Consider the following 25,625-nt stretch of genomic DNA (forward strand, 5'->3'; position numbering starts at 1 on the left):
GTCAGACCTCCTGTGCTGCAACGTGTGCGGAGTCGGCTGCGCGTTGCTTGTCGAGGGCCGCGAGCAGGGTCTTGCGCCAGTAGCCGTGTTGAACCGGGAACAGGCCTTCGTCCTCGTTCTTGACACCCGCCGAAATGACACCGTGCATGTCGAGTGCCTCGGCCACTGGGTCGGGTCCGGTGAGCCAGTGCTCCGCGCCGCGGCTCATGTCGTTCCACGGTGCATTGGTAGCCTGGAACGTCAGCTGGCAAGAACGGAACTCCTCCAGGTCGTCGGGTGTAGCCATGCCAGAGGCGTTGAAGAAGTCCTCGTACTGCCGGATCCGATGTGCGCGAGCCTCTTTGCTCTCGCCCTTGGGTGCGATGCAGTAGATGGTGACCTCGGTCTTGTTGGGCGCGATCGGCCGGAAGTGCCGGATCTGGGTGCTGAACTGATCCATCAGGTAGACGTTCGGGTACAGGCACAGGTTGCGTGAACCCTTCACCATGAATTCACCCTTGGCGTCGCCGAACTTCTCCTTCAGCGCATCCATCTGATCCCACAGTGGGCGGTCCTGGGGATTGGCTGCCCAGGTCCACAGGCAGAGATGGCCATTGGGGTAGGACCAGTAGCCGCCGCCGGACTTGCCCCAGCCGCCGGCGTCGAGCGCTTTGGTGGTGTTCTTGGATTCGCCGTTGTTGCGGCGCGAGGTGGTTGCAGCGTAATTCCAGTGCACGGCGCTGACGTGATATCCGTCGGCCCCGTTCTCCGCCTGTACTTTCCAATTTCCGTCGAAGGTGTACGACGAGGATCCGCGCAGTACTTCGAGTCCCTCCGGCGACTGGTCGACGAGCATGTCGATGACCTTCGTCGTGTCACCGAGATGCTCGGCGAGGGTCGAGACGTCGTCGTTCAGGCTCGCGAAGAGGAAACCGCGGTAGCTCTCGAAGCGAGGGACCTTGGTGAGGTTGTGCGATCCATCGACGTCGAATGTGTCGGGGTAGCCGGCACCGTCGGGATCCTTGACCTTGAGCAGCGTGCCGTCGTTTCGGAATGTCCAGCCGTGGAAGGGGCAGGTGAGCGTGGTGCGATTGTCGGTCTTGCGTCGGCACAGCATCGCACCGCGGTGAGCGCACGCGTTGATGAGGCAATGCAGCTCGCCGTCCTTGTCGCGGGTGATGACCACGGGCTGCCGACCCATGTGCACCGTGAAGTAGTCGCCGTTGTTCGGGAGCTGACTTTCGTGGGCCAGGTAGATCCAGTTGCCCTCGAAGATGTGCTTCATCTCGAGCTCGAAGACCTCCTCGTCTGTGAAGATGCTGCGGTTGGCGCGGTAGATGCCCGCCGCGACATCGTCGATCACTGCTCTGTCGATCGTGTTCTGTACGTGATCCAGCATCTCGGTCATATCGGGTTCCTCCAGGCGCTTCGAGTTCGATTACAAGCGACTCTGTCAGCGAGTGGCCGCCGTCACACCAGGGCTTTGCCTAGGCCTAACCTGGGTGCACATTGATAGCTGCCACTTATCAATCGACCCAAAATAGGTCTTTGTCAACGATGGATCACCGCCCTACTGTGGTCAGGGTCACCCCACCACGCACAGAGAGGCTCGTTCATGGAACTTCGGCACCTCTACCACTTCGTGGCCGTGGCCGAGACTCGGCACTTCGGGCAGGCCGCCACGCGGCTGCACCTGGCTCAGCCGGCGTTGTCGCAATCGGTTCGTCAGTTGGAGGCCGAGCTGGGTGTGACACTGCTGGCCAGAACGACTCGCCAGGTCAGCCTGACTCCGGCGGGGGAGTTCTTCTACAAAGAGACGCTTCGCAATCTGGACAACATCGAGCAGAGCGCACGGGGAGTACGACGGATCGCCGACGGCCGATACGGATTGGTACGCATCGGCTTCACCGGTACCGCGGCCTTCGATCAACTTCCGCCGATCGCACGTGCCATCAAGCAGAGGCTGCCCGGTATAGCGCTCGAGATCCACGGGGACCTCCTGACCCCGGCGCAGGTGGACGGTCTGCGCTCGGAACATCTCGACGTTGCGGTGCTGCGGCCACCTGTTGTGGGTGACGATCTGGTGCTACGGAAGATCACCACGGAATCTTTGGTGCTCGCCTTGCCCGTCGATCACCGGTTCTCCACCGAACCGGCGCTCGACGTCGCCGATCTCGCGTACGAGGACTTCGTCATGTATGCCGACACGCATTCGGTCGTCAACGAAGCTGTCGTGACGAGCTGCAGAGCCGCGGGCTTCAGTCCCAGGCGCGAACACGAGGCTCCGGACACGTCGGTGTTGCTCGCGCTCGTCGCGGCCGGGTTGGGTGTTGCGTTGGTTCCCGAATCCGTACGCGCCCTGCAGTTGAACGGTGTCGTGTTCCGCGACATCTCCGGTGCGAGCACGATCGATCTGGCGTTGGCCTGGTGCCGGGATCGGCCGTCGGCACTGGTGGACTCGCTCGTCGGTGCCCTCGAGGATGCGGGAGTGCTTCCTCGACTCGAACTATCCATACCGCCTGCTCAGTTGAAAGATATGTCATGAAAATCGTTGCAGTCGAGGCCATCCCGTACTCGATCCCGTACCGAAAGCCACTGAAGTTCGCCAGCGGCGAGGTCTCCTCGGCCGAGCACGTACTCGTTCGGGTACACACCGACGACGGCGTCATCGGTATCGCAGACGCGCCGCCGCGGCCGTTCACCTACGGCGAGACCCAGCGGGGAGTGGTTGCGGTGATCGAGACCATCTTCGCGCCGGCGATCGTCGGGCTCACCCTCGTCGAGCGCGAGGTAGTGCATGCGAAATTGGCTCGTACCGTGGGCAATCCGGTAGCCAAGTCGGCGGTGGACATGGCGATCTGGGACGCACTGGGACAGACCCTGGACCTGCCCGTCACCGAATTGCTCGGCGGATACACCGACCGGATGCGAGTGAGCCACATGCTCGGGTTCGATACCCCGGCAGCGATGGTCGACGAAGCCACCAGGATGCGCGAGACGTACGGAATCGAGGTCTTCAAGGTCAAGGTCGGCCGTCGGCCCGTCGACCTCGACACCGCAGTCGTCCGCGCTCTCCGAGAAGGACTGGGCGAGGGCGTCGAACTCTACGTGGACGGCAATCGAGGCTGGACCGCCGCAGAATCCGCGCGCGCCATGAAAGAGATGTCCGATCTCGGGCTCACTCTTGCCGAGGAACTGTGCCCGGCCGACGACGTTCTCGGCCGCCGGTGGCTGGTGCAGCAACTCGACATCCCGTTCGTGGCAGACGAATCCGCAACCACTCCGGCCGAGGTCACCCGTGAGATTCTCGGTGGTTCCGCGACCGCGGTGAGCATCAAGACCGCGCGCACCGGATTCACGACGTCACAGCGAACCCACCACCTGTGTGAGGGCCTCGGCATCGACGTGGTGATGGGGAACCAGATCGACGGTCAGCTCGGCACGGCCTGCACCGTTGCCTTCGGTGCGGCGTTCGACCTGACGTCGCGTCGAGCAGGCGAGCTGTCCAACTTCCTCGACATGAGCGACGACCTGCTCACCGAGAGTCTCGAGATTCGGGACGGCACACTCAGCGCCCTTCCCGGCTCGGGACTCGGCGTTCGCATCGACCCGGACAAAATCGCGAAATACCGTACCGATCAATAATTTTCAGCCCCGAACAGCGCAACTTTCACACAAGGAGTTCACCATGAGCATCGACCACGCAGCATCGACAGACGTCCCCGCCGAGGTGGCCACCGCCGCGGCGACCGGCGCGAACGCTACCGAGCGCTTTTCCTCCGACAAGCAATTGGCAGCCGACACCCCACCCGAGCGCGTCAGTCTGCTTGCCCGCCAGGTCCTCTCGGCCGTCCACGACACCATCCGCGAGCACAAGGTCACCTACGACGAGTACAACGCCCTCAAAGCCTGGCTCATCAATGTGGGACAGACCGGTGAGTGGCCGTTGTTCCTCGACGTCTGGGTCGAGCACGTCGTCGAAGAAGTGGCCGGCGAGTCCCGCGAGGGCAGCAAGGGCACTATCGAAGGGCCCTTCTACGTCCCGGGTGCCCCCGAGCTCGGATCGGCTGCGGTCGTGCCGACGCGGGACGGTGAACAGGGCACCCCGCTGCTGTTCCAGGGGCAGGTCACCAGTGTCGACGGTAGCCCTTTGCCGCACGCGGTCATCGAGATCTGGCACGCCGACTCCGACGGTTTCTACTCGCAGTTCGCGCCCGGGATTCCGGAGTGGAATTTGCGCGGTACGGTGACCACCGACGATCAGGGCCAGTTCTGGATTCACACCATGAAGCCTGCGCCGTATCAGATTCCGACCGACGGTGCCTGCGGCAGTCTGATCTCCGCGGCGGGTTGGCACCCGTGGCGTCCGGCGCACCTGCACCTCAAGGTCGCCGCAGCCGGCCACCAACAGGTCACCACTCAGCTGTACTTCCCGGGTGACGTCCACAACGAGGACGACGTCGCCAACGCCGTCAAGCCGGAGCTCATCCTCGATCCTCGGGATGTCGACGGTGGCCAAGAGGTGACCTACAACTTCGTACTCGACAAGGGCTGAGGCACATGCTTTTTGCAGTGAAGATGCATGTCGCGCTGCCGCAGGATCTCGATGCGGACGTACGAAGCGACACCCTCGCCCGAGAGAAGGCGTATTCGCAGCAGCTGCAGCGCGACGGTGAATGGGTGAGCATCTGGCGCATCGTCGGCCAGTACTCCAACCTGAGCATCTTCGACGTCCGCGACAACGAGCGGCTCCACGAGATCCTGTGGAATTTACCGCTGTTCCAGTACATGAGCATCGAGGTGTCCCCGCTCGCGCAGCACCCGTCGGATATTTCTGCGGTGTAAGAGCACCGCCCAACTCGAAGTTATGGACGGAATTTCCCCGGAATCCATCCATGATTTCGAGCTCGGCGGCCACCGCGGCATCGACCCTGTCGTTGGTTACCCTTGGGGGTACAGCGAGAGAGCAGGGTAATTCACAGTGTCAGATATCGACGCCGCCTCGGCGCGCACGGCCGTGGCGGTACGGGCGACCTATATCGCGTTCATCGGAGCCGGCTTCGCCTTCGCCAGTTGGGCTTCTCGGATCCCCCAGGTGCGCGATCGACTCGAACTCACCTCGTCTCAACTCGGAATCGTGTTGCTCGCCATCGCAGTCGGATCTCTGCTCGCGCTGCCGATGTCCGGGATCATCATCGATCGCTTCGGGTCTCGTCTCACCGTTACCGTGATGTCCCTGGTGCTCGCGGCCGGTCTGACGATCATCGCCACCGGTTATCTCGTGGGTGTAGTGCCGTTGCTCATCGGACTTTTCGTTCTCGGATTTGCCAACGGTGCATGGGATGTCGCCATGAACGTGCACGGCGCGGTGGCCGAACGTCGGCTCGGGCGCTCGATCATGCCGCGTTTCCACGCGGGCTTCAGCGCCGGAACTGTGGCGGGAGCCCTGATCGGCACCGCAATGGTGGCGCTCGACATCTCCGTCACCGTGCACCTGCTGACGGTGGCAGTCGTAATAGTCGGGCTGATCCCGTGGGGAGTGCGCAACTTCCTGAACGAATCCGATGCCGAACCCGAACAGTCGACCACTGATGCCTCGCAGCCGCACGCCCTTGCCCGGTGGAAGGAGCCGCGCACCCTGCTGATCGGCGTTGTCGCGTTGTCTTTCGCGTTTGCCGAGGGCAGTGGAAACGATTGGCTCAACATCGCATTGATAGACGGGTACGACGCATCGGCCGTGGCTGGAACCCTCGCGTTCACCACGTTCCTGGTCGCGATGACGGCTGTGCGGTGGTTCGGTAACGGACTACTCGATCGCTACGGTCGAGTAGTGGTACTGCGGGGATTGGCGGGAGTCTCGGTGGTAGGAGTGCTGCTGTTCGTGCTCAGTCCAGTTGTGCCGCTGGCTTTTCTGGGCGCATTTCTGTGGGGATCGGGCGTGTCGCTCGGGTTCCCCGTTGCCATGAGCGCGGCGGCCGACGAGCCCGCCGCCGCAGCCTCGCGCGTCAGTGTGGTGGCCTCCATCGGATACTTCGCCTTCCTGGGCGGCCCGCCTTTGATCGGCTTCCTCGGTGGTCATGGTGACGTGCTCCATGCGCTGCTCGTCGTGGCGGCCCTTCTTGCGGCTTCGCTGCTCGTGATGGGAGCACTGCGACCACTGCCCGGGTCGAACTCTCGTCACTGAATTCGCAGTCGTGACGAGGGTGCTCTCGGATACTGTGGTCGGCATGCGCACCGACGAGTATCGGCAGTACGACGGCCTCGGTTTGGCGGAATTGGTAGCTCAGGGTGACGTCACGCCCCGAGAGCTACTCGATTGCGCATCGGCACATGCGAAGTCGGTGAATCCCGCGCTCAATGCAATCGTGCGCCCCATGTCGAAGCAGGCCGACGAGCAGCTGACCGGGACACTCGAAGGCCCGTTCGCCGGAGTGCCGTTTCTGATCAAGGATCTTTCGCAGGACTACGCCGGGCTACCCACGTCGAGTGGGTCGCGTTCGCTCACGGATCTGCCGATGCCGGAGCATTCCACGGTGGTGCAGCGCTGGCTCGACGCCGGCCTGGTCATCTTCGGAAAGACGAACACCCCGGAATTCGGTGCCAAGGGGATCACGGAGCCGACGGTGTTCGGCCCTGCTCGAAACCCGTGGGACCGCAGCAGAACTCCGGGTGGGTCCTCGGGCGGATCGGCCGCTGCTGTTGCGGCCGGCATCGTGCCGGTAGCAGGAGCCAATGACGGCGGCGGTTCGATTCGTATCCCGGCGGCGTGCTGTGGCTTGGTCGGGCTCAAGCCGGGCCGCGGACTGGTGCCGTCGGGTCCCACGTTCGGTGAGGCGATGCACGGGGCAGCGGTGCATGGCGTCGTGTCCCGATCGGTACGAGACACCGCAGCGATGCTCGACGTGCTGGCGGGCGGCGAGGCGACGTCCGGCTACTCGCCTGCGCGTCCGGACGGTACGTTTCTGTCGCGAACGCAGAAGGATCCCAAGGCTTTACGCATCGGGATGTACGCGGCTACGTCGGTGAATCCAGCACCGGACCCGCAGGCTGTCGCCGCGATGGAACAGGCGGCGAAGATTTTGACCGACCTGGGGCATACCGTCGAACTGCTCGACACCCCACCGTTCGACGATGCAGCGCTCAACCGAGAATTTCTGCTGGCGTGGTTCACCTACCTGGCCTGGGAAATGGACGAGACCAAACGTCGAACCGGTTGCGGTGACGACAAATTCGAGCGTGATACCCGCATCATGGCTGCGCTGGGACGATCGGCCAGCGGCGTGGACTACCTCGAAGCGGTGGAAGGCCGCCACGTTCACGTTCGGGCACTGGCCACCTACTTCGAAACATACGATCTGCTGCTGACGCCGACCCTTGCCGAGCTGCCCCCGAAGATCGGCGCGTTCGACCTCGCGAAGCCGCTGCAGCTGGCGTCGGAGTTGTTGTTGCGCAGTAAGACTGCTGCGGTTCTGAAATACACGGGCATCGTCGATCAGATGATCGACGACAACATCTCGTGGATTCCGTACACCCAGTTGGCCAACGTCACCGGGCGCCCCGCGCTCACCCTGCCCGTGCATTGGACACCCGACGGGCTCCCGATGGGTGCACACTTCACCGCGCCGCTCGGCGGCGAGGCGCTGCTCGTCCAACTGGCAGGGCAGGTCGAACGTGCAGCGCCCTGGGTGCATCGCTACAGCACCCTCGACTAGCGGGTCGCTCCCAGCTGAACCTTGCCCAGAATCCCCGACGGGCGTTGCCGCACTTGCCCATCGACGATGTCGACGACGCCGCCGGCCCAATCAGGATCGGTGTCGGCGGCCGCCTGGGGATCGGCGTGGGCGTCGGTACCTTCCTCGGCCACCACGGTGATGGAACGTTGCAGGGCTTCTCGGACGCTCATCGGCGTCGTATTCGGTTCGGCGAACACCTCCGTTGCGGCGTTGCCACGGCGTACCACCATGTCGTGAGTGAGGCTGTCCACCAACGAGATCACGGTACCGGGGGGCATGCCGGTGATGATCGCGACGGCGCGACCCACCAATCCGGTCGGCAGCAGCGGGACCGGCAGCTGGGCGCGGCGCAGGCCGGCGACGCTGCCGTAGGCCTGCAGCAGTTCTGGATAGCTCATCGTTTCGGTGCCCCCGATGTCGAAGGAACCGGGGCGGGCGGTGTCGCCGAGGGCGCGAGCGATGATGGCAACCACGTCGACGACGGCAATGGGCTGTACCTGCCTGCGCATCCACGTCGGTATCGGAGTGAGCGGCAGTCGTTCGGTCATGCGTCGAACCAACTCGAACGATGTCGATCCGGAGCCGAGGATGATGGCCGCGCGCAACACGGTGGCATCGACCGAGCTGTCGAGGAACGCTTCCTCGACCTGCAGCCGTGAGCGCAGATGATCCGACAACGGTGTGTCGTCGTCGGGGATCAGACCGGAGAGGTAGACGATCCGTTGTAGGCCGTTGCGTTCGGCTGCTGCGGCCATGGCCTGCGCCGCGTGGCGATCTTTCTCGACGAAGTCTCCCTCGTCCATCGAGTGCACCAGGTAGACGACGGCGTCGACATCTGCCGTCGCGGTGTCGAAGGTGTCGTGCTCGTCGAGGTCGAAATGCACGGCGGTGACCTGGGCACCCCACGCGAAACGCGACTTCTTCGCCGGGTCACGCATCGCGGCGTGGACCTCGTGGCCCTGCTCGAGGAGCACGGGGATCAGCCGAGACCCGATGTATCCGGTTGCGCCGGTGACCAGTACTCGCATGATGAATCTCGTTTCTGTAGACACATGCGATACCCGGTCCGAGCAGTCTCACTCCCCGCTGTCGGTGGCAGATGGCAGACTGTGCGGGTGAACGCACGCACCAGGAACAACGTCAGGGTCGTCGGGGTTGCCGACGGTCCCGTGGTGATGCTGGCTCACGGCTTCGGCTGCGACCAGACACTGTGGCGTTCGGTGACCGACATCCTGGCGGCAAGTTTTCGTGTGGTGCTCTTCGACCACGTCGGGTCGGGAGCGTCGGATCCGGCCGCCTGGGATGCCCAGAAATACGCCCCGTTGGACGCCTATGCCCAGGACATCGTGGAGATCGTCGAAGAACTCGACCTCCAGAACGTCACGTTCGTCGGTCACTCGGTGGCGTCGATGATGGGTGTTCTTGCGGTTCAGGCGGCTCCCGAGCGGTTTTCCAAGCTGTTTCTCCTGACGCCGTCGCCCCGCTACATCGACGACGGCGACTATCGCGGAGGCTTCAGCCGTGAGGACATCGACGAGTTGCTCGAGTCGTTGGACAGCAACTATCTGGGCTGGTCCGCGGCCATGGCACCGATCGTGGTGAACGCACCGGATCGACCGGAGCTGGAGAACCTGTGGTCCGCGAGCTTCTGTCGAACCGACCCGGCGTGTGCACGGGTGTTCGCCCGCACTACTTTTCTGTCCGACAATCGCGCTGACCTGGCCGGGGTGGCTCTGCCGACGATGATCGTCGACTGCGCGCGGGATTCGCTGGCCCCGCCTCAGGTCGGCAGGTACGTCCACGAACACATTGCCGGCAGCACTCTGAAGACACTCGATGCCAGCGGCCATTGCCCGCACGTCACCGAACCGGAGCAGACCGCCGAGGCGATTGCGACCTTCGTGAGATCGTCGTGATCAACGACCTCGACGTCGAGGATCTCTACGAGAACGCGCCGTGCGGCTACCTGTCGGTCTATCCCGACATGCGGATCGCGAGGCTCAACGCGACGCTGGCGGGTTGGCTCGGTTTCGACGTCGACGCGCTGATCGGTACGGATTTCACCGAGCTGCTCACCGGTGGTGGACGCATTCACTACGAGACGCACTTCGGCCCCATCCTGCGTATGTACGGCCAGCTCGACGGCATCGCGTTGGATTTCGTGACGTCGGATCGTCGTCGTTTGCCGGTGTTCATGACTGCGAACGTCAAGACCGACGAGGCCGGCACGCCGGTGCTGATCCGTATCACCGCGCTCGATGCCCGGGATCGACGCACCTACGAGCGCGAACTACTGGAGTCCCGCACGCGAGCAGAATTGCTCGCGAAAACACTGCAGCGGTCTCTGTTGCCGCCGAGTCTGCTGCCGCCGTCGGGAATGACCGCGGCCGCTCACTACCACGCGGCGTCGAGCGACGAGGTGGGCGGTGATTTCTACGATCTGTTTCCGCTCTCGGACGACCGATGGGGATTCTTCCTCGGCGATGTGTGCGGAAAAGGGGCGTCGGCTGCAGCCGTCACGTCGCTGACGCGGTACACATTGCGTGCGGCTGCGGTCTACGACCACGATCCGGTGGCAGTGCTGCACAACCTGGATTCGGTTCTGCGTCAAGAATTTCGCGAGAACAACGCACAGTTCTGTACGGCGGTGTTCGGTGTTCTCACCCGCTCGGCCGCCGGATTCGAAGTGTGCATGGCCAGTGGTGGCCATCCGCCGCCGTTGGTGATCCGGGCCGACGGCAGCGCACACTACGTGCACATGACGGGCGGGCAGCTGGTGGGAATTCTGCGCAACGCGCGCTTCGTGTCGGCCACCGTGACGTTGGATGCCGGTGACACCCTGATGCTCTACACGGACGGACTCACCGAGGCCCGGGTGGGCACAGGTCGCTACGACGACGACGGCGCTCTGCTGGATTTCGCGACCGAGCACGCTCCCGCCGCAGCGGCCGACCTGATCGACCATCTACGGAAGCTGCTCGACAGCTTCGGTGCCGGTTTGGTCGACGACGCGGCCGTCATGGCATTGGGAGTTTCTTCAGCCGAGAGCGGCGCGCGCTGACGCCAGGTCTGCATAGAGTGCGAATTCCTGGTCCAGGCCCATCAGCTTGATCGGACGGCTGGTGGTCGGTCCGTCGGCGACGACCGAGAACGACAGTGCGTCTCCGTGATCTTTCTGCGTCGTCGCCAGTACGGTCATCGCGGCCGAGGCCAGGAACGAGACGGCGGACAGGTCGATGATCAAGGCCGAGGGCGAGGACTCGATCTGACCTTCGACGGCGGTGGCGAGAGCCGGTGCGGTGGTGACGTCGAGTTCGCCGGCCACTGCAATGACGGCCACTCGGCCATCGTTGCTGGACTGGATCGAGAACCCGGCGTTCGTATCGGCAGACATATGTACTCCTGAATCGTTACCCGCCGCGCTCGTCGACGGGGGTGCGCACTATTCAATCAGTAGCGATTACCGGAAGGTGACCTGCGTTCCTCTGAGCGCGGGAGCACCGACCGTTGTGGTCCAGGACGGCACCGAATCGGGCTCGATTCCGGTGGCTCCTCCGTAGATGACCGCCAAGGTCTGTTGCTCGGTGACCGAGCCTGCGTACGAGGCGGGCACGGGGGAGAATTGAGGAGCAGCAAGCGTAGGAAGGTTCTGCTCACCGGGGTTCCGCGTGGGCACCTGGTACGAGCCGTCGTTGGGTGCGCCGCCCGGATACTGGGGGAAGTACTCGCCGGCGAAGCGATCCAGCGGGTTGGGGCAACTCGGGGGACGGTTCTGCTCGAACAGCCTCGGTTCGTCCTGGTTCGGTAGATAGCGGCCCTTCGGGTTGACCAACGGCATCGAGACGTTGATGCCGGGGTACTCGTCGCCGACGCCGGTGACGATCCGGCCGCGACGTGCCCCCTCTGCGAACTGTGAGACGGTGCAGCCGAGAGCTGGGGAGAATTCGGCGAGCACCTCGAGCGCCTCACGTGAGTTCGCCGCCAAGCCGATCAGCTGTGCAGAGTTCGCCTCCAGAAAGCCGGCCGTCGTGTTCGAGGCCGAGGTGAGCGAGGCGTACAGCGTCTCGAGAGCTGGACGCTTCTCGACGACGGTGTTGCCGGTGGTCCGCAGGTTGTCCAGCGCGTTGATCAACTCGGGGGCCGCATCGGAGTAGGTCTGCGAGAAATCTGCGAGACCACGCAGATCCTGCTGAATTGCGGGCAGTTCGGTGTTGAGCCCGGCAAAGATGTTCTCCAGGCGGTCGATCGTGAGTCCGATCTTCTCGCCCCGGCCGCTCAGGCCCTGCGCCAACGCGCCGAGGGTGTTCGAGAGGTCCTGCGGAGGGACGGCTTGGAGCAACGGCAACAGGCCGTCGAGCAGCTGTCCTACCTCTATGGCGTTGCCGCTGCGATCCTGTTTCAGGACGGTGCCCTCGCCGATCGGCGATGCCGGTGCGCCGTCCGGGAGTATCAGCGACACGTATCGCTCGCCGAACAGCGTCTTCGGGAGAAGCCGCGCGGTGACGTTCGACGGAATCATCTCGGCCATGTCCGGCTGAATCGCCAACTCGGAGGTCACGACGCCGTCGTTCGTCGTCGCCGATCGGACTTCGCCGACGATCATGCCGCGCACCTTGACATCGGCATTGCGGGGGAGCGCGTTGCCGACGCTGTCGGTTTCGAGGGAGACGGTCACGACGTCCTGGAACGTCTTGTTGTACGACGTGACGCTCCACCCGACGAACACGACGATGAGTACCACGAGGGCAAGTCCGAGAAGCCGGTTCTGCAGCGGCGAGGAGGTGCCGGTCACGGGAAGCACGGATCGAGAGCGTCAACCATGCCGCGAACATTAGTGGTACATGACGTCACACTTACTACTGCGCAACAGCTTGTGAGATGCACGTATCACCGTCGCAAATATGAGATGCAGCTCACTCCTCGGTGGCGGACCGGGCCCAATCGACGAACTGCCGGGTCGCGGGAGTGTGCTCGCCGGTCCTGTGCATCAAGGTGATGGAGTAGGTCAGTGGTGGCGTCAGATCGATCGACCGGACATGAGCGAATGTGTCGAGGGGCAGAGAGCTGGGTACGAGCGCAGCACCCATGCCGGCGTCGACGAGGCTCGGTATCGTCATGATCGGCGTACCGGTCAACACGATGTGCGGGCGAGCGCCGGATCGCCGAAGTCGTTCCAGCGCATGTGCACTGGTGGTTTCGACGACACCGGCGATGAAGGGGAACTCACCCAACCAGTCGAGTCCGTGGTGATCGGTGATCCGAACATTCGACGGTGTCCATGCCGCGGGGACGATCAGCGTCAACTCCTGGCGTCCGACGTGGATGCCGAGCAGATCGGGCGGAGTGGGAAGACGCGGAATCAACGCCAAATCGGCTGCGCCGGATCGCAGAGATTCCATTGCTGCCGTTGCGGTCTCGACGCGTGCAATGTGTACGTTCAGGCGCGGACGACCTCGTGTCACAGACGCGATCATGGTCGGCAGAACCGGTCCGATGTCGTCGGCCGGAGTCGATACCGTTACTGCCCCCGCCCGTCCGAGGGCGGCGTCGACGGCCAGGGCGGAGAACAGGTCCAGATCGTCCACGACTCGGCGGGCGGCGCGCACGACTTCCTGTCCCGCAGCGGTCGGCACGAGCCGCGTGCCGCGCCGCTCGAACACGGACAGTTGGGTCTGCTCCTCGAATCGGGCGACAGCGCGCGAGAGCGTGGACGGACTGAGGCCGAGTTCGGTTGCCGCACCGGACATGGACCCTGCGTCGGCGACGGCAACGCACTGCCGCAGTAGCCGTGAAGAAAGCTCCATCGCGTCCCGTCGGTCGATGCCACCGAAGGCGCCCGACGCACCCCCGTGATGCTGCAGCTCTACCGAAGTGTTCACACTGATGCCGTGAACGTCACCACTTCGATGCTCGAGTGCTTCGTGGCCATCGTCGACGAGCACGGACTCGGTAACGCGGCTCGTGCACTCGGGGTAAGCCAACCGACGGTGTCCGGCATCGTGCGAAGTCTCGAGACCGAGCTGGGTGTCGAGTTGTTTCGTCGTGAGGCCAACACGCTGGTTCTGAGCCCCGAAGGGGCTGCCTTGCTACCGCTTGCGCGTCGAACTGTACTCGACCATCGAGCGGTCGAGCGAGTGGTGGACGAGCTGCGGACGACGCGTCCCGGCGACGCGGCGCCGATCGTGCGTATCGCCGTGTCCGATCGCTCGATGACGCCGGAACTGATCGCGGGATTCGTCGCTGCGCGACCTGGTTCGAGAATCGACATCGTGTCGATCTCCGATCCAGTGGAAGCGCTGGCCCAGGTTCGGGCGGGGCAGATCGATTGCGCGGTGGTTCCCGATTCCGAGGCGTCCATCGACCTCGTTCACGAGTACTTGCCCGATGATGTTCTCGTGCTTGCACTTCCGCCCGGATCGAGACATGCAGGCAGTCTCGACCAGCTCGACGCGGCGGTTCCGGTGGCGGTGCTTGCGTCGACACATCGCGCCGGCATCGATGTCGTCGACGCCCTGGCCGGGGTCGGGGTCGTGGCGACAGTGGTGGTGAGCGGGGTATCGCAGCAGGCCATGCCGGCGCTTGTCGCCCACGGAATCGGGGCGGCGGTCATGGCCGAGTCGATGGCGCGATCGGTGACTGCCGCGGGCGGTTGGGTTGTCCCGTGGCCGGCACCACCGTCCGAGCGCACCAGGCTTGTCTATTCTCCCAATTGGGTAGCACCGCTTATCAATTCGTTCATCGATCAACTTGTTCGCAATCGGTCGGTAGGTGTAAAAACGAATCATCCGTGACCGCCTGTGCGTTTTGGCTATGGCTTTGCGTCATTCCGTTGCCCTGGCTGGCTGTCGGTGCCCTGTGTCACTTAATGTGGCGCGCAGCAGGATCAGGGGGCGATCGGCGGGGGAGTATTCATGGACGGAAATTTCCGGAGACAAGTGTGTTTCGATACGCAGAACGCACCTCTGAGCTATCCATCGAAAGTGTTGTCTCACAACACTCTACGTTCGAGCGGTGCTGTCGATGGTTGCTGATGCCATGGGTCTGCAATGGACGTCTCCGGCGAAGTCGGATTGCGTCGTCGTTTCGACGCAACTACGCGATGTCGACGCCGCGATGAATCGCATTCTCGAACCGCACAGCACTTTTCGCTCGATCTATGACCATGTTCTCTCGATACCGGGAAAACGTGTGCGTGCCGGGATGGTACTTGCGTGTGCGCAGCTTGCGCCGGATGCACATGCGGTGCCGCTGCACGATGCGGTCGATATCGCAGCGGCTATCGAGATGTTGCACGAATCATCTCTGATGCACGACGACATCTGTGACGGCTCTGTGCTTCGTCGCGACAACGCCTCCATTGCAGCCGCATTCGGAGTTCGATTGGCTGCGTACGCCGGCTTCCATCTGGCCGGTACCGCACTGCGGGAAGTCGCACGAGTGCTCGACGCCAACCCTTCGGTGTTCGCCCGGATCGGTCACGTCGTCGGTGTGACATATCTCGATGAACTGTCGGAGCTCTCCTACGGCCAGTTGATCGAGACCCTGCCGCCGGATCTCGACGTCGGCGCGCTCAGGAGGCATTACCGCGCGGTCGCCGGAGCCAAGACCGGGACTCTGTTCAGAGTCGCCTGCGCCTACGGCGGCACAGCGGGAGGAGTCGACGACGACGGACTGCGTAGTTTGATGAACTACGCGGATCATCTCGCATTGGCATTCCAGATCATGGACGACGTCCGCGACATCGAGGGCGGGCCGAGCCTGGGTAAGGACGCCTGCGGAGACCTCGAACGCAGAGTGCCCACGTGGCCGGTGATCGAGTGGCTCGGTACCGATGCCCAAGCGTGGACGATGTGGCTCGACGAGTCGGTGTCCAGCCGTGACCTGCAGGCCGCTTTGACACACAGCGGAGCGATGTCCAGTGCGCGTGAGTTCGCCGATTCTGCGACGCGGCAGGCCTGCGCTGCAACCGAATGCTTCGTCGATTCACCTGCGCGAGAGCACTTGCGCACACTGGCCCGACGAGTTGTGCTCCGATGAGGCCCGCTCGTCTGGTGCTACTGGCCCGCGGCCTACGGGATCTTCGACGTGCAGTCGATCCGACTGTGCTCGTGCGGGCAGGCTCGGTGGACGCACTCGCCGAATCGGCACTGATACCCGCCGCACGAAATCTGGCCGTGGCAATCAACCTGCTACCGGAGACGCAGCGGGCCGAATCGACTGCGGCCGTGCTGGCCTGCCGAGTGCTCGACGCCTACGAGGATCTCTACTCGGGTTCGGTCGGCGCGGCGACGACGGTGCTCTGGGCTGCTCGCTATCTCGTGGGCGAGGACCCGGTTCCGCCGCCCCCGTTGCGTGCCCGAGTTCTGCGTGAGATCGATGCGGTGGATTCGATTCTGGCGGAACGGATCGCCGACGTACGGGCGTTGGTCGGTCGACTGCCGGCCGCCGGCGAGGCGCGCGTGCGAGAGTTGCTGATCGACGTTGCCACTGCGATGGCCGACAATCTCGACGTGCCGATGTCGCGGGTCACCTACGGCGAGAGAGTGCTCGGACGTGTTGTGGTCTATGCGTGCGCGGTGATCTGCGAGAACGACCCGGACGTCGGCACCGAGGACATCGTCGAGCTGGCCCACTGTGTCGGAGCCGCAGCGCAGCTGGCGAACGATCTCCGCGATCAGGAAATCGAGTTGTACGGGGTGGGTACCAGTGCCGAGTTGACGCACGAGATCGTCTTGCGTTTGTTGACACCGGCACTCGGTGCGTTCGCTCTGTTGTCGCATCTGGGTCGGCGAACCCGAAGCAAGGGTGCCCGGGCGGCCGTGGCCTACATGTCGATCACGACGACCGCGTTCTTCTGCAGCGCGGTGGGAGTGCGAAGTCCGTATTCCCGGAAACTGCGTCTGCTCGGTGCCGTGGTGGCGGCCAGCGGTACCGACCGATGGGATGCCATGCTCGAGCGCTTGCGGGAGTCGGTGGACGCAACGGTCGAGTTCCTGCTCGACTCGTCTGCTCGGGGAAGGCAAGAGTCGCCGAACAACCTGTTCCCTCGCTTCGATGCGCACTCGCAGGGCACCTCGATGGGGGCGATCGTCGTGGACTCGGCAATGGCGCTCGTCGATGTGCTGCCGACCGGAGCGATGCGCGGCGAGCTGCCCGACGACCAGATCCGCCGGATGATGATTGCCGACCATCTCGCGTTCGGATCACTCGAGCGAATGCACCCCGGCGACAGCAATGCCATGCACCTTCTCGGCACTCGGTTCCAGACCGCTGCGATGTCCCGGATGGCACCGCATCTCCCATTCGATTCTGAAAGGCAATCATGACTGCGGTGACACCCCGGAACGAGACCGGTACGACCGGCGAACCGAAAGATCCGATCAGCAGGCGCTTCTTCCGTCTCGAGAATCCGGCGAACGTGGGTCCGCTCGTCCACGTCGCCCTGTGGCTCGGGCTCCTCGCCTTCGGACTGTTCGTGCCGATCGCCCAACGCTGGTATGTCGCAGTGCCCCTCGTGATCATCCTGACTCTGCTGAGCTTCTCCTTGACCATCGGGGTGATGCACATGCACACTCATCGCCCGCTGTTCGTCTCGCGCCGGGCCAATCGCGTGGTGGATATCCTGTGTTCTCTCCCCGCCTCCTTGACGGCGGCCGAGATGCGCGAGGTACACGTGCTCAATCATCACCGATACAACGACGGCCCAGGAGATGTGACGTCCACCGAGGGGCGGGAGCACGGTCTGGGTGCCGTCGGATACTGGTTCCGGTACGGCTCGGTCGTCAAGATGCACACGATCCGTGAACTGTTCGCCGCCGAGGTGTCGGACGGCAGACGTAAACGGCGTCGACAGTTCTTGTTGGATTGCGCTGTTGCACTGACCTTTATCGTCGCCACCTGGTACCTCGCGGGAACGGGTCCGTTCGTGGTGTTCTACTGGATTCCGTTCCTGATCACGCAGGTCAATTCCGGATACTTCGCCTGGCTCACCCATGCCCCGGCCCGAGGCTTCGAGGACGACCCGAGCAAGTCGCTGAACACGGCCGGGAACTGGCTCAACTTCTTCATCTTCAATCAGGGATATCACAGTGTGCACCATCGCTATCCCGGTGTGCACTGGAGCGTCATTCCGGACAAGCTCGTGTTCATGCGCGACGTGGAGCCGGAGGTCATCGTTCCCTACTGGATGACGATCCAGTCCGCATGGCGGCTGGCGATCCCTGGCGCGTTCCTGGACGCAACGTACGGTGAGCGCTGGAAAGCCAAGCTGGAGAGCAAGATCGAAGCAGGCACCGTGCGGCCGCGAGTTATGCGCTGGTTTGCATGGATCTGATTCCCGGGCCGCAGATTCACGCGACCCTGCGCGATCGAACTCGGCTGCTGCCCTTCCTCGTTGCTCTGACCGGTTACGCGATCGCCGGCATGACGGTCCCATTGCTGTTGCTCTTCTCCGGTGGTCGGTTGCTGCCCAAGACGGTCGACGACGGTCCGTACGTGTCGACGTGGCTTGCCGTCCTCATCGACCTGGCGCTGATCGGTCTGTTCGGGCTGCAGCACTCGGGGATGGCGAGACCGTCGTTCAAGGCGTGGCTCACCCGGCGAGTACCCGAGGCGCTCGAACGCACCGTCTACATCTTCATGGTGAGCACGGTCGTGTGGGTCCTCGTCCTGGCCTGGCAGCCCATCCCGTACCGACTGTGGTCGATCGACGGTGTCGCCGGCCGCGTGCTCGACTCCGCCTTCTGGCTGGGCGTGGTCCTGGTCTACATCGCAACCCTGTTGCTCGATCACTTCCACCTGCTGGGCCTGCGACAGGCCTACCGTGAGTACGTCCTCCAAGCCCCCGACGCCACCGCGGATCGATTGCAGATTCACGGGCCCTATCGGCTGGTGCGTCACCCGCTGATGACCGGGCTGCTGCTGACCTTCTGGGCCGCCAGCGAGATGACGGTCGGGCATCTGCTGTGGGCCGGCGGCCTCACCGGCTACATCCTGCTGGGGACTGCGCTCGAGGAGAGGGACCTGCTGGCGAGGTTCGGCAGTTCGTACCGTGCCTACGCCGCCCGAGTGCCGGCGTTCTTTCCGTCGCCGATACGGGCGCTGCGCCGAACTCCACCGCGTCCCGAGTCCGGACGATCCGAAGACACCATCCCCAGCGATACCGAAAGTGATTCCACACCATGGTCGTCCACGACACCGCAGTGACTCGTCCGCACCCGTCCGATTCTGCGCCGACACCCGTGCGAGAGGTCGAGGTTGCGGTGATCGGCGGCGGTGTGGGCGGGATCGGTCTCGCAGTTGCACTGCGCAGACACGGTATCGAGGACTTCGTCGTGCTCGAGCGCGGCAACGACTTCGGTGGAACCTGGCGCGACAACACGTATCCGGGTGCCGCGTGCGATGTTCCCTCGCATCTGTACTCGTTCTCGTTCGATCACAATCCGAACTGGTCGCAAACGTTCTCGACGCAGCCGGAAATCCAGGACTACATTCTCGGTGTAGCGGAGCGGCACAATATTCGAGAGAAGTTCTCCTTCGATCATGAATTGATCGCAGCCGATTGGGACGAACCGAAGTCGAGGTGGATGCTGGCCACCACTCACGGGCCGATCAGTGCGAAAATAGTGGTGTCGGCCATGGGTGCACTGTGCGAGCCGAACATGCCGGACATCGAGGGACTCGATCGGTTCGACGGACCGATCTTCCACTCGGCGCAGTGGGACCACACCGTCGACCTTGCACACAAGCGAGTTGCGGTGATCGGTACCGGAGCCTCGGCAATTCAGATCGTGCCCGCAATCGCGAGCACAGTCGCTCATCTCGATGTCTTCCAGCGGACGGCACCGTGGATCTTCCCGCGGCTGCTCCGTAAGTACAGCAGGCTCGAGCGGTTCGCCTTTCGTCGAGTTCCCGGTCTTACCAGCGTTTTTCGGTCGATTCTCTACCTGCTGCGAGAGATCTATGCGATCGTGCTCATCAAGTTTCCGCCGGCAACTGCGGGGCTCGGACTGATCGCGGCAGTCAAGATGAGGCTCGAGGTTCGAGACCGCACCCTGCGAGCTCGGGTCACTCCCGAATTTCGCGTCGGCTGCCAGCGGATGCTGTCCTCGAACGAGTATTACCCGGCTCTCGGCCGCGAGAACGTCGACCTTGTCAGCTCCGGAATTGCCGGTGTGCAGAAGGATTCGATCGTGACGGTCGACGGCACCGTGCGCCCGGTCGATGCGATCGTGGTCGCCACCGGCTTTCGCATCACCGACTCGCCGGCGTTCGAGCTCTTTCGCGGCCGGGGCGGTCGGACGTTGACCCAGATATACGAGGAACACGGAGTTACCGCCTACAAGGGCACCGCCGTGGCCGGGTTCCCGAACATGTTCGTCCTCCTCGGGCCGAACTCGGGGCTGGGCTACTCCTCGGCCATCTACATGATCGAGTCGCAGATCAACTACGTCGTCGAGGCGGTGGCGGCTGTCCACGATCGACAGATCGCCAGCGTCGAGGTGCGCCCCGAGGTGCAGGAACTGTACAACCGGGATCTTCAGCACAAGATGCGCACGAGCGTGTGGGTGACCGGCGGTTGTCGAAGTTGGTTCCTCGACAGCACCGGTCGCAATGTCGCGCTGTGGCCCGATTTCAGCTTCCGATTCCGAAAGCAACTACGCACGTTCGACATCGAGTCCTACGACGTGGTGCAGCGTGCCGAATCACTCACGGCCGGCGTGAACGCAACACCAGGTTCGCGGCGCTGATGTCGTCGATCACCAGATCGGTGATCAGACCACCGCGCAGGGCCGCGGTGAGGGCGTCGAGTTTGGACTCCCCGGCCACGATCGCGACCCGGCGTGGAACAGCTTTGAGTCGGTCCAGGCTGGGCCCGCTGGACCTGTCGTTCAGCGCGATGCGGTCGTAACTGCCGTCGGAGCGGAGGAACACGGTGGCGATGTCGCCGACCACGCCGTCCCGTCGGAGTTCGGCACCGTCCTCGGGTTCGAGGTAGCCGGCGCTGTACACGTGGCTCGGCACGGCTCCGCTCATGACGCCGATGCTGAACACGGCCAGGTTCATCCGATCCTGTAGCTCGAGTACTCGCTTGATGCTGCGTTCACGCCACAGGTGCCGGCGGGTCTCGGGGTAATCGAAGAATGCCGGGACCGGAAAACCCTGTGCCACAGCGCCGTATGCGTCAGCAAAGGTTTTGATGATGTCGGTTGCGTAGGAGACTCCGGTGGTGCGGGTGTTGGCCGCCCCGTTGAGCTGCACGACGGTCGAATTATGGGTCCTCTTGGGGGCCAGCTTGCGGCTGACGGCGCTGACGGTTGTTCCCCAGGCAACACCCATCACCATGTCGGACTCGAAGAACGACGTCAGCAGTCGGCCGGCGAACGTGGCGACACGATCGAGACGCTGTAGTTCGTCCACCGTCTCCGAGACGGGGACGACGTGTGCACGGATGTCGTACAGATCGGCGAATGCCTGCTCGATTCGCGGTGCCTGCCCGAGTGGTGTGGAGATCTTGATTTCCACCAATCCCGACGCCCGAGCGAAGGTGATCAGCCGCGAGACCGTCGAACGAGAGACCCCCAGCTCACGGCCGATTGCCGCCATGGTCATGTCCTGGAAGTAATAAAGCCGCGCAGCCTGGGTGGCGTGGCCGGTCCGCAGGTCGGATTCGGGAGTGATGTCGGGTTCGGTCACCGGCACCAGTGTACGACCGAATTGCACGTATGTGCATCAGCTGTGCAACGCAGTGCAGGACGTCTACCGTGGCAAACAGCACGCAATGTGGCGTGCATCACCAACTTTGCGGAGGCTACACAATGGCTCGTAAGGAACCGGAATGGGGACTGCCGGCGCACATGGCTGCCGAGTTCGCCGGAACCATGATTCTCATTCTGTTCGGCGTCGGCGTCGTCGCGCAGGTCGTGTCGGGCGGTGAATCGGGAAGTCTCGGTGACCACGACTCGATTGCCTGGGCATGGGGCCTGGGCGTGATGTTCGGCATCTACGTTGCCGGCCGTATCACCGGCGCGCACCTCAACCCCGCGGTCACGATCACGTTCGCACTCTTCCGCGGATTCAGCTGGAAGATGGTTGCGCCGTACATTCTCGCGCAGACCGCAGGTGCCTTCGTGGCCGCACTGCTGGTGCGCTGGAACTACAACGACATGCTCAACGCCGTCGACCCGGGGCACACCACTCTCACCCAGGGGATCTTCTCGACGCTGCCCGGTAACGGCACCCTGCCGGTCAGCGTGTCCTCGGCCCTGATCGACCAGATCATCGGTACCGCGATTCTGCTGTTCCTCATTGTTGCCGTCACCGATTCTCTCGGTACCGCACCGATGGCCAACATGGCTCCGCTGATCGTCGGCCTCATCGTCGTTGCCATCGGCTTCGCCTGGGCCACCAACGCCGGATACGCGATCAATCCGGCCCGAGATTTCGGACCTCGCCTGGCGTCGTACATCACCGGATACGGTGGAGCATGGCGTGATCAATACGGCGGCCTGTACTTCTGGGTCCCGATCGTCGGACCTCTCGTAGGCGGACCGATTGGAGTGTTCCTGTACGACCTGCTGATCGGAAAGAACCTACGCAAGCAAGAAGGTTCGGCACCCGAACCGCCGTCACGACTCCCAGCCGACACCCAGACCACAGGAGAAAAGTCATGAGCGAGTTCGAAGGAAAGTACGTCGCCGCGATCGACCAGGGAACCACGTCGTCACGGTGCATGATCTTCGACCACGCGGGCACCGTTGTCGCCGTCGATCAGAAGGAACACAAGCAGATATTTCCTCAGGCCGGCTGGGTCGAGCACGACGCGTCGGAGATCTGGGACAACGTTCGCGCCGTCGCGGCCGGTGCCATGGCCGCAGCCGACCTGACGCGCGAGGACATCGCCGCCGTCGGTATCACGAATCAGCGTGAGACGGCGCTCGTGTGGGAGCGCGAGACGGGCAAGCCGATCTACAACGCCATCGTCTGGCAGGACACCCGCACCGATCGCATCGCCACCGCGCTGGGCGGCGGCGACGCCAACAAGTACACCGCCAAGACCGGTCTGCCCCTGGCCACCTACTTCTCCGGCCCGAAGATCAAGTGGATCCTCGACAACGTCGACGGGGCACGCGCGAAAGCCGAAGCGGGAGAACTGTGTTTCGGCAACATGGACACCTGGGTGTTGTGGAACATGACCGGCGGTACCGACGGCGGATTGCACTACACCGATCCGACCAACGCCTCACGCACCCTGCTGATGGACCTCGACTCCCTGCAGTGGGACGAGAGTATCTGCGCCGACATGGGTATTCCGATGTCCATGCTGCCCGAGATTCGATCCAGCTCCGAGGTGTACGGCACCGGCCGCGAGCGTGGACCGTTCCGCGGAGTTCCGATCTCCGGCATCCTCGGCGATCAGCAGGCGGCCACCTTCGGGCAGGCCTGCCTGTCTCCCGGTGAAGCCAAGAATACCTACGGCACAGGCAATTTCGTGCTGCTCAACACCGGCACCGAAAAGGTCATGAGCAAGAACGGATTGCTGACCACGGTCTGCTACAAGATCGGCGACCAGCCGACGATCTATGCGCTCGAAGGTTCCATCGCCGTGACGGGCTCGCTCGTGCAGTGGCTCCGCGACAACCTCGGCATGATCTCTTCGGCCGCGGACATCGAGACCGACGCACGTTCGGTGGACGACAACGGCGGCGCGTATTTCGTGCCCGCATTCTCCGGGCTCTTCGCCCCGCACTGGCGCGCGGATGCCCGCGGTGCCATCGTGGGATTGACTAGGTTCGTCAACAAGGGTCATCTGGCCCGTGCCGTGCTCGAAGCCACCGCGTACCAGACGCGTGAGGTGATCGAGGCCATGAATGCGGACTCCGGTGTCGATCTCGAGGTGCTCAAGGTCGACGGCGGAATGGTCGTGAACGAACTGCTGATGCAGTTCCAGTCCGACATCCTCAACGTCGACGTGGTGCGCCCCGTGGTGGCCGAAACCACTGCTCTCGGAGCGGCATACGCCGCCGGTCTCGCCGTAGGCTATTGGGAGAGCGAGGACGACATCCGCCAGAACTGGGCCGAGGACAAGACGTGGACCCCGTCCATGGACGAAGACCAACGGGCCAAGCTGTACGCCGGTTGGAAGAAAGCAGTAACACGTACTCTCGATTGGGTTGATGAAGAATGAGTTCCACCACAACGGCTTTGAGTCCCACCGCGCGCGCCGATGCGATCGCACGAATGGAAGCCGAAGAGCTGGACATCCTGGTGATCGGCGGCGGTGTCGTCGGCGCGGGAACGGCGTTGGACGCAGTCACCCGCGGACTGAAGGTAGGCCTACTCGAAGCGCGGGACTATGCGGCCGGCACGTCCAGCCGCTCCAGCAAGCTCTTCCACGGCGGTCTGCGCTATCTCGAACAGTTCAACTTCGCGCTGGTGTTCGAGGCATTGAAGGAACGGTCGCTGGTACTGAACACGCTGTGCCCGCATCTCGCTCGTCCGGTGCCGTTCATCTATCCGCTGGAGAAGGTGATCGATCGTCCGTACGTCGGGCTCGGAATCGGCGTGTACGACGTCATGGGTGCCGGACGCGGTGTACCGAGTCACCACAAGCACCTCGGCAAGAAGAAGACGCTCGAGTCGTTCCCCTCGGGTAAGAGGTCGGCGATTCGTGGTGCGGTGAAGTTCTACGAGGGCCAGGTCGACGACGCCCGGCACACGATGATGATCGCTCGTACCGCGGCTGCGTACGGGGCATTGTGCGCCAACAGCACTCGCGTCACCGGCTTCCTCCGGGAGGACGACAAGGTTGTCGGAGTCGTGGCCAGCGATCTCGAAACGGGCCGCTCCTTCGAGGTCCGGGCCAAGCAGGTCATCAATGCTGCCGGTGTCTGGACCGACGAGGTGCAGCAGATGGTCGGTGGCCGTGGGCAGTTCCAGGTTCGCGCCTCCAAGGGTGTGCACCTGGTGGTGCCGCGCAATCGCATCAACAGTGCCACCGGCATCATCACGCGCACCGAGAAGAGTCTGCTGTTCGTCATTCCGTGGGGCAGTCACTGGATCATCGGCACCACCGATACCGACTGGAAGCTCGATCTGGCTCACCCGGCGGCGAGCCAGAGCGACATCGACTACATCCTCGGACATGTGAACAAGTTGCTGGCCGATCCGCTGGACCGGACCGATGTGGTCGGTGTGTACGCCGGGCTTCGACCGTTGCTCTACGGCGAATCCGATTCCACCAGCACCCTTTCCCGGGAGCATGCGGTGTCCAGTCCGGTCCGAGGTTTGACGGTCATCGCGGGTGGCAAGTACACCACCTACCGTGTGATGGCCAAGGATGCGGTCGATTCCGCGGTACACGGACTCGAGCGCACGGTGCCTAAGTGCGTCACCGAGAACATCCCGCTGGTCGGTGCCGACGGCTACCTCGGCGCGTTCAATGCCCGGGCGCTCACGGCCGAACGCACCGGGATGCGCGTCTCTCGCGTCGAGCATCTGCTCGGTCGGTACGGCACTCTGATGGGTGAGTTGTTGGATCTCATCGATGCCGATCCGGAACTCGGTGAGCCTCTCGAAAGCGCACCGGAGTACCTGAAGGCCGAGGTCGTCTATGCCGCGAGTCATGAAGGCGCGCAGCATCTCGAGGACATCCTCACCCGGCGCACCCGCATCTCCATCGAGGTTCCCGATCGTGGTGAAGCGGCCGCCGACGAGGTGGCCCGGCTGGTGGCACCCATCCTGGGATGGGACGAGCAGCACGTTGCCGAGGAGATCGAGCACTATCGGCTTCGTGTTCTGGCAGAACGGGATTCGCAGGAGCAGCCCGATGACGATACTGCCGACGCAGCACGGCTCGGGGCACCGGATGTGCGTGCCGGGGTGAGCTGAACCGAGCAACGGCGGCGGTCCTCG

General features: G+C 63.6%; 23 protein-coding genes. 17 read left to right on the top strand and 6 right to left on the bottom strand.

The window, feature by feature from the left end; translation table 11 throughout:
• Position 1: 1 nt before the first annotated feature.
• The gene (gene benA / locus ASG84_RS10590) at positions 2-1,387 is read right to left on the bottom strand and encodes a benzoate 1,2-dioxygenase large subunit (RefSeq protein ID WP_057476991.1); all 1,386 of its coding nucleotides are present in this window, start codon (positions 1,385-1,387) and stop codon (positions 2-4) included.
• A 207-nt stretch (positions 1,388-1,594) separates the two neighbouring features.
• On the opposite strand from benA, the gene ASG84_RS10595 reads away from it, so the two are divergent.
• The 6 genes from ASG84_RS10595 to ASG84_RS10620 all read left to right on the top strand — a co-directional run bounded on the left by ASG84_RS10595 (position 1,595) and on the right by ASG84_RS10620 (position 7,691).
• On the top strand, positions 1,595-2,524 hold the full coding sequence (locus tag ASG84_RS10595; RefSeq protein ID WP_057476992.1) for a LysR family transcriptional regulator: 930 nt from the start codon (positions 1,595-1,597) through the stop codon (positions 2,522-2,524).
• The gene (locus ASG84_RS10600; protein WP_057476993.1) at positions 2,521-3,624 is read left to right on the top strand and encodes a mandelate racemase/muconate lactonizing enzyme family protein; all 1,104 of its coding nucleotides are present in this window, start codon (positions 2,521-2,523) and stop codon (positions 3,622-3,624) included. The genes ASG84_RS10595 and ASG84_RS10600 overlap by 4 nt, the downstream gene beginning before the upstream one ends.
• 43 nt (positions 3,625-3,667) lie before the next feature.
• Positions 3,668-4,534 (top strand): catechol 1,2-dioxygenase, encoded by an 867-nt coding sequence (catA, locus tag ASG84_RS10605; RefSeq protein WP_057476994.1) that lies wholly within the window; start codon positions 3,668-3,670, stop codon positions 4,532-4,534.
• A 5-nt stretch (positions 4,535-4,539) separates the two neighbouring features.
• Entirely contained in the window at positions 4,540-4,824 is a 285-nt protein-coding gene (gene catC, locus ASG84_RS10610) for a muconolactone Delta-isomerase (protein ID WP_057476995.1), read from the top strand.
• A gap of 136 nt (positions 4,825-4,960) precedes the next feature.
• A complete protein-coding gene (locus ASG84_RS10615; protein WP_057476996.1) occupies positions 4,961-6,163 on the top strand; it encodes an MFS transporter in 1,203 nt (400 codons plus the stop codon).
• A 43-nt stretch (positions 6,164-6,206) separates the two neighbouring features.
• On the top strand, positions 6,207-7,691 hold the full coding sequence (locus tag ASG84_RS10620) for an amidase (RefSeq protein WP_057477101.1): 1,485 nt from the start codon (positions 6,207-6,209) through the stop codon (positions 7,689-7,691).
• On the opposite strand, the gene ASG84_RS10625 is transcribed toward ASG84_RS10620, so the two are convergent.
• Positions 7,688-8,740 (bottom strand): NAD(P)H-binding protein, encoded by a 1,053-nt coding sequence (locus ASG84_RS10625; protein ID WP_057476997.1) that lies wholly within the window; start codon positions 8,738-8,740, stop codon positions 7,688-7,690. The genes ASG84_RS10620 and ASG84_RS10625 overlap by 4 nt on opposite strands.
• A gap of 87 nt (positions 8,741-8,827) precedes the next feature.
• Here ASG84_RS10625 and ASG84_RS10630 point away from each other — a divergent pair, with 87 nt between their 5' ends.
• Together ASG84_RS10630 and ASG84_RS10635 are read left to right on the top strand one after the other, a co-directional pair.
• The gene (locus tag ASG84_RS10630) at positions 8,828-9,628 is read left to right on the top strand and encodes an alpha/beta fold hydrolase (protein ID WP_057476998.1); all 801 of its coding nucleotides are present in this window, start codon (positions 8,828-8,830) and stop codon (positions 9,626-9,628) included.
• Entirely contained in the window at positions 9,628-10,773 is a 1,146-nt protein-coding gene (locus ASG84_RS10635) for a PP2C family protein-serine/threonine phosphatase (RefSeq protein WP_057477102.1), read from the top strand. Before ASG84_RS10630 ends, ASG84_RS10635 begins: the two co-directional genes overlap by 1 nt.
• On the opposite strand, the gene ASG84_RS10640 is transcribed toward ASG84_RS10635, so the two are convergent.
• The 3 genes from ASG84_RS10640 to ASG84_RS10650 all read right to left on the bottom strand — a co-directional run bounded on the left by ASG84_RS10640 (position 10,750) and on the right by ASG84_RS10650 (position 13,591).
• Positions 10,750-11,106: an STAS domain-containing protein gene (locus ASG84_RS10640; RefSeq protein ID WP_057476999.1), complete on the bottom strand. Its 357-nt coding sequence runs from the start codon at positions 11,104-11,106 to the stop codon at positions 10,750-10,752. The genes ASG84_RS10635 and ASG84_RS10640 overlap by 24 nt on opposite strands.
• A gap of 66 nt (positions 11,107-11,172) precedes the next feature.
• On the bottom strand, positions 11,173-12,504 hold the full coding sequence (locus ASG84_RS10645) for an MCE family protein (protein WP_057477103.1): 1,332 nt from the start codon (positions 12,502-12,504) through the stop codon (positions 11,173-11,175).
• A 121-nt stretch (positions 12,505-12,625) separates the two neighbouring features.
• Complete coding sequence (locus ASG84_RS10650; protein ID WP_156399458.1) at positions 12,626-13,591, bottom strand: LysR family transcriptional regulator; 966 nt, start codon at positions 13,589-13,591, stop codon at positions 12,626-12,628.
• A gap of 9 nt (positions 13,592-13,600) precedes the next feature.
• Here ASG84_RS10650 and ASG84_RS10655 point away from each other — a divergent pair, with 9 nt between their 5' ends.
• The 6 genes from ASG84_RS10655 (at position 13,601) to ASG84_RS10680 (ending at position 20,461) form a co-directional block, all read left to right on the top strand.
• A complete protein-coding gene (locus ASG84_RS10655) occupies positions 13,601-14,503 on the top strand; it encodes a LysR family transcriptional regulator (RefSeq protein WP_162248327.1) in 903 nt (300 codons plus the stop codon).
• A gap of 229 nt (positions 14,504-14,732) precedes the next feature.
• Positions 14,733-15,749 carry a polyprenyl synthetase family protein gene (locus ASG84_RS10660; RefSeq protein WP_082520926.1) on the top strand — a complete coding sequence of 339 codons (1,017 nt, stop codon included), beginning with the start codon at positions 14,733-14,735 and terminating at the stop codon, positions 15,747-15,749.
• Positions 15,746-17,038 carry a squalene/phytoene synthase family protein gene (locus ASG84_RS10665; RefSeq protein WP_057477003.1) on the top strand — a complete coding sequence of 431 codons (1,293 nt, stop codon included), beginning with the start codon at positions 15,746-15,748 and terminating at the stop codon, positions 17,036-17,038. The genes ASG84_RS10660 and ASG84_RS10665 overlap by 4 nt, the downstream gene beginning before the upstream one ends.
• On the top strand, positions 17,035-18,045 hold the full coding sequence (locus ASG84_RS10670; protein ID WP_057477004.1) for a fatty acid desaturase: 1,011 nt from the start codon (positions 17,035-17,037) through the stop codon (positions 18,043-18,045). Before ASG84_RS10665 ends, ASG84_RS10670 begins: the two co-directional genes overlap by 4 nt.
• Positions 18,036-18,917 carry a methyltransferase family protein gene (locus tag ASG84_RS10675; RefSeq protein WP_082520917.1) on the top strand — a complete coding sequence of 294 codons (882 nt, stop codon included), beginning with the start codon at positions 18,036-18,038 and terminating at the stop codon, positions 18,915-18,917. The genes ASG84_RS10670 and ASG84_RS10675 overlap by 10 nt, the downstream gene beginning before the upstream one ends.
• Positions 18,893-20,461, top strand: a complete 1,569-nt coding sequence (locus ASG84_RS10680) for a flavin-containing monooxygenase (RefSeq protein ID WP_082520918.1) — start codon at positions 18,893-18,895, stop codon at positions 20,459-20,461. The genes ASG84_RS10675 and ASG84_RS10680 overlap by 25 nt, the downstream gene beginning before the upstream one ends.
• Here ASG84_RS10680 and ASG84_RS10685 read toward each other — a convergent pair.
• The gene (locus tag ASG84_RS10685) at positions 20,421-21,407 is read right to left on the bottom strand and encodes a sugar-binding transcriptional regulator (RefSeq protein WP_156399460.1); all 987 of its coding nucleotides are present in this window, start codon (positions 21,405-21,407) and stop codon (positions 20,421-20,423) included. The two genes, ASG84_RS10680 and ASG84_RS10685, sit on opposite strands and share 41 nt — an antisense overlap.
• Before the next feature lie 122 nt (positions 21,408-21,529).
• Here ASG84_RS10685 and ASG84_RS10690 point away from each other — a divergent pair, with 122 nt between their 5' ends.
• Genes ASG84_RS10690 through ASG84_RS10700 form a run of 3 tightly spaced genes read left to right on the top strand, consistent with a single transcriptional unit; the run spans position 21,530 to position 25,601 of the window.
• Positions 21,530-22,384 carry an MIP/aquaporin family protein gene (locus ASG84_RS10690; protein WP_057477005.1) on the top strand — a complete coding sequence of 285 codons (855 nt, stop codon included), beginning with the start codon at positions 21,530-21,532 and terminating at the stop codon, positions 22,382-22,384.
• Positions 22,381-23,898, top strand: coding sequence for a glycerol kinase GlpK (gene glpK / locus ASG84_RS10695; RefSeq protein ID WP_057477006.1), 1,518 nt, complete (start codon positions 22,381-22,383; stop codon positions 23,896-23,898). The genes ASG84_RS10690 and glpK overlap by 4 nt, the downstream gene beginning before the upstream one ends.
• Complete coding sequence (locus ASG84_RS10700) at positions 23,895-25,601, top strand: glycerol-3-phosphate dehydrogenase/oxidase (RefSeq protein WP_057477007.1); 1,707 nt, start codon at positions 23,895-23,897, stop codon at positions 25,599-25,601. The genes glpK and ASG84_RS10700 overlap by 4 nt, the downstream gene beginning before the upstream one ends.
• The last annotated feature ends 24 nt before the right edge of the window (positions 25,602-25,625 follow it).

The organism is Rhodococcus sp. Leaf278, assembly GCF_001426085.1.
Classification (GTDB): Bacteria; Actinomycetota; Actinomycetes; order Mycobacteriales; family Mycobacteriaceae; genus Rhodococcoides.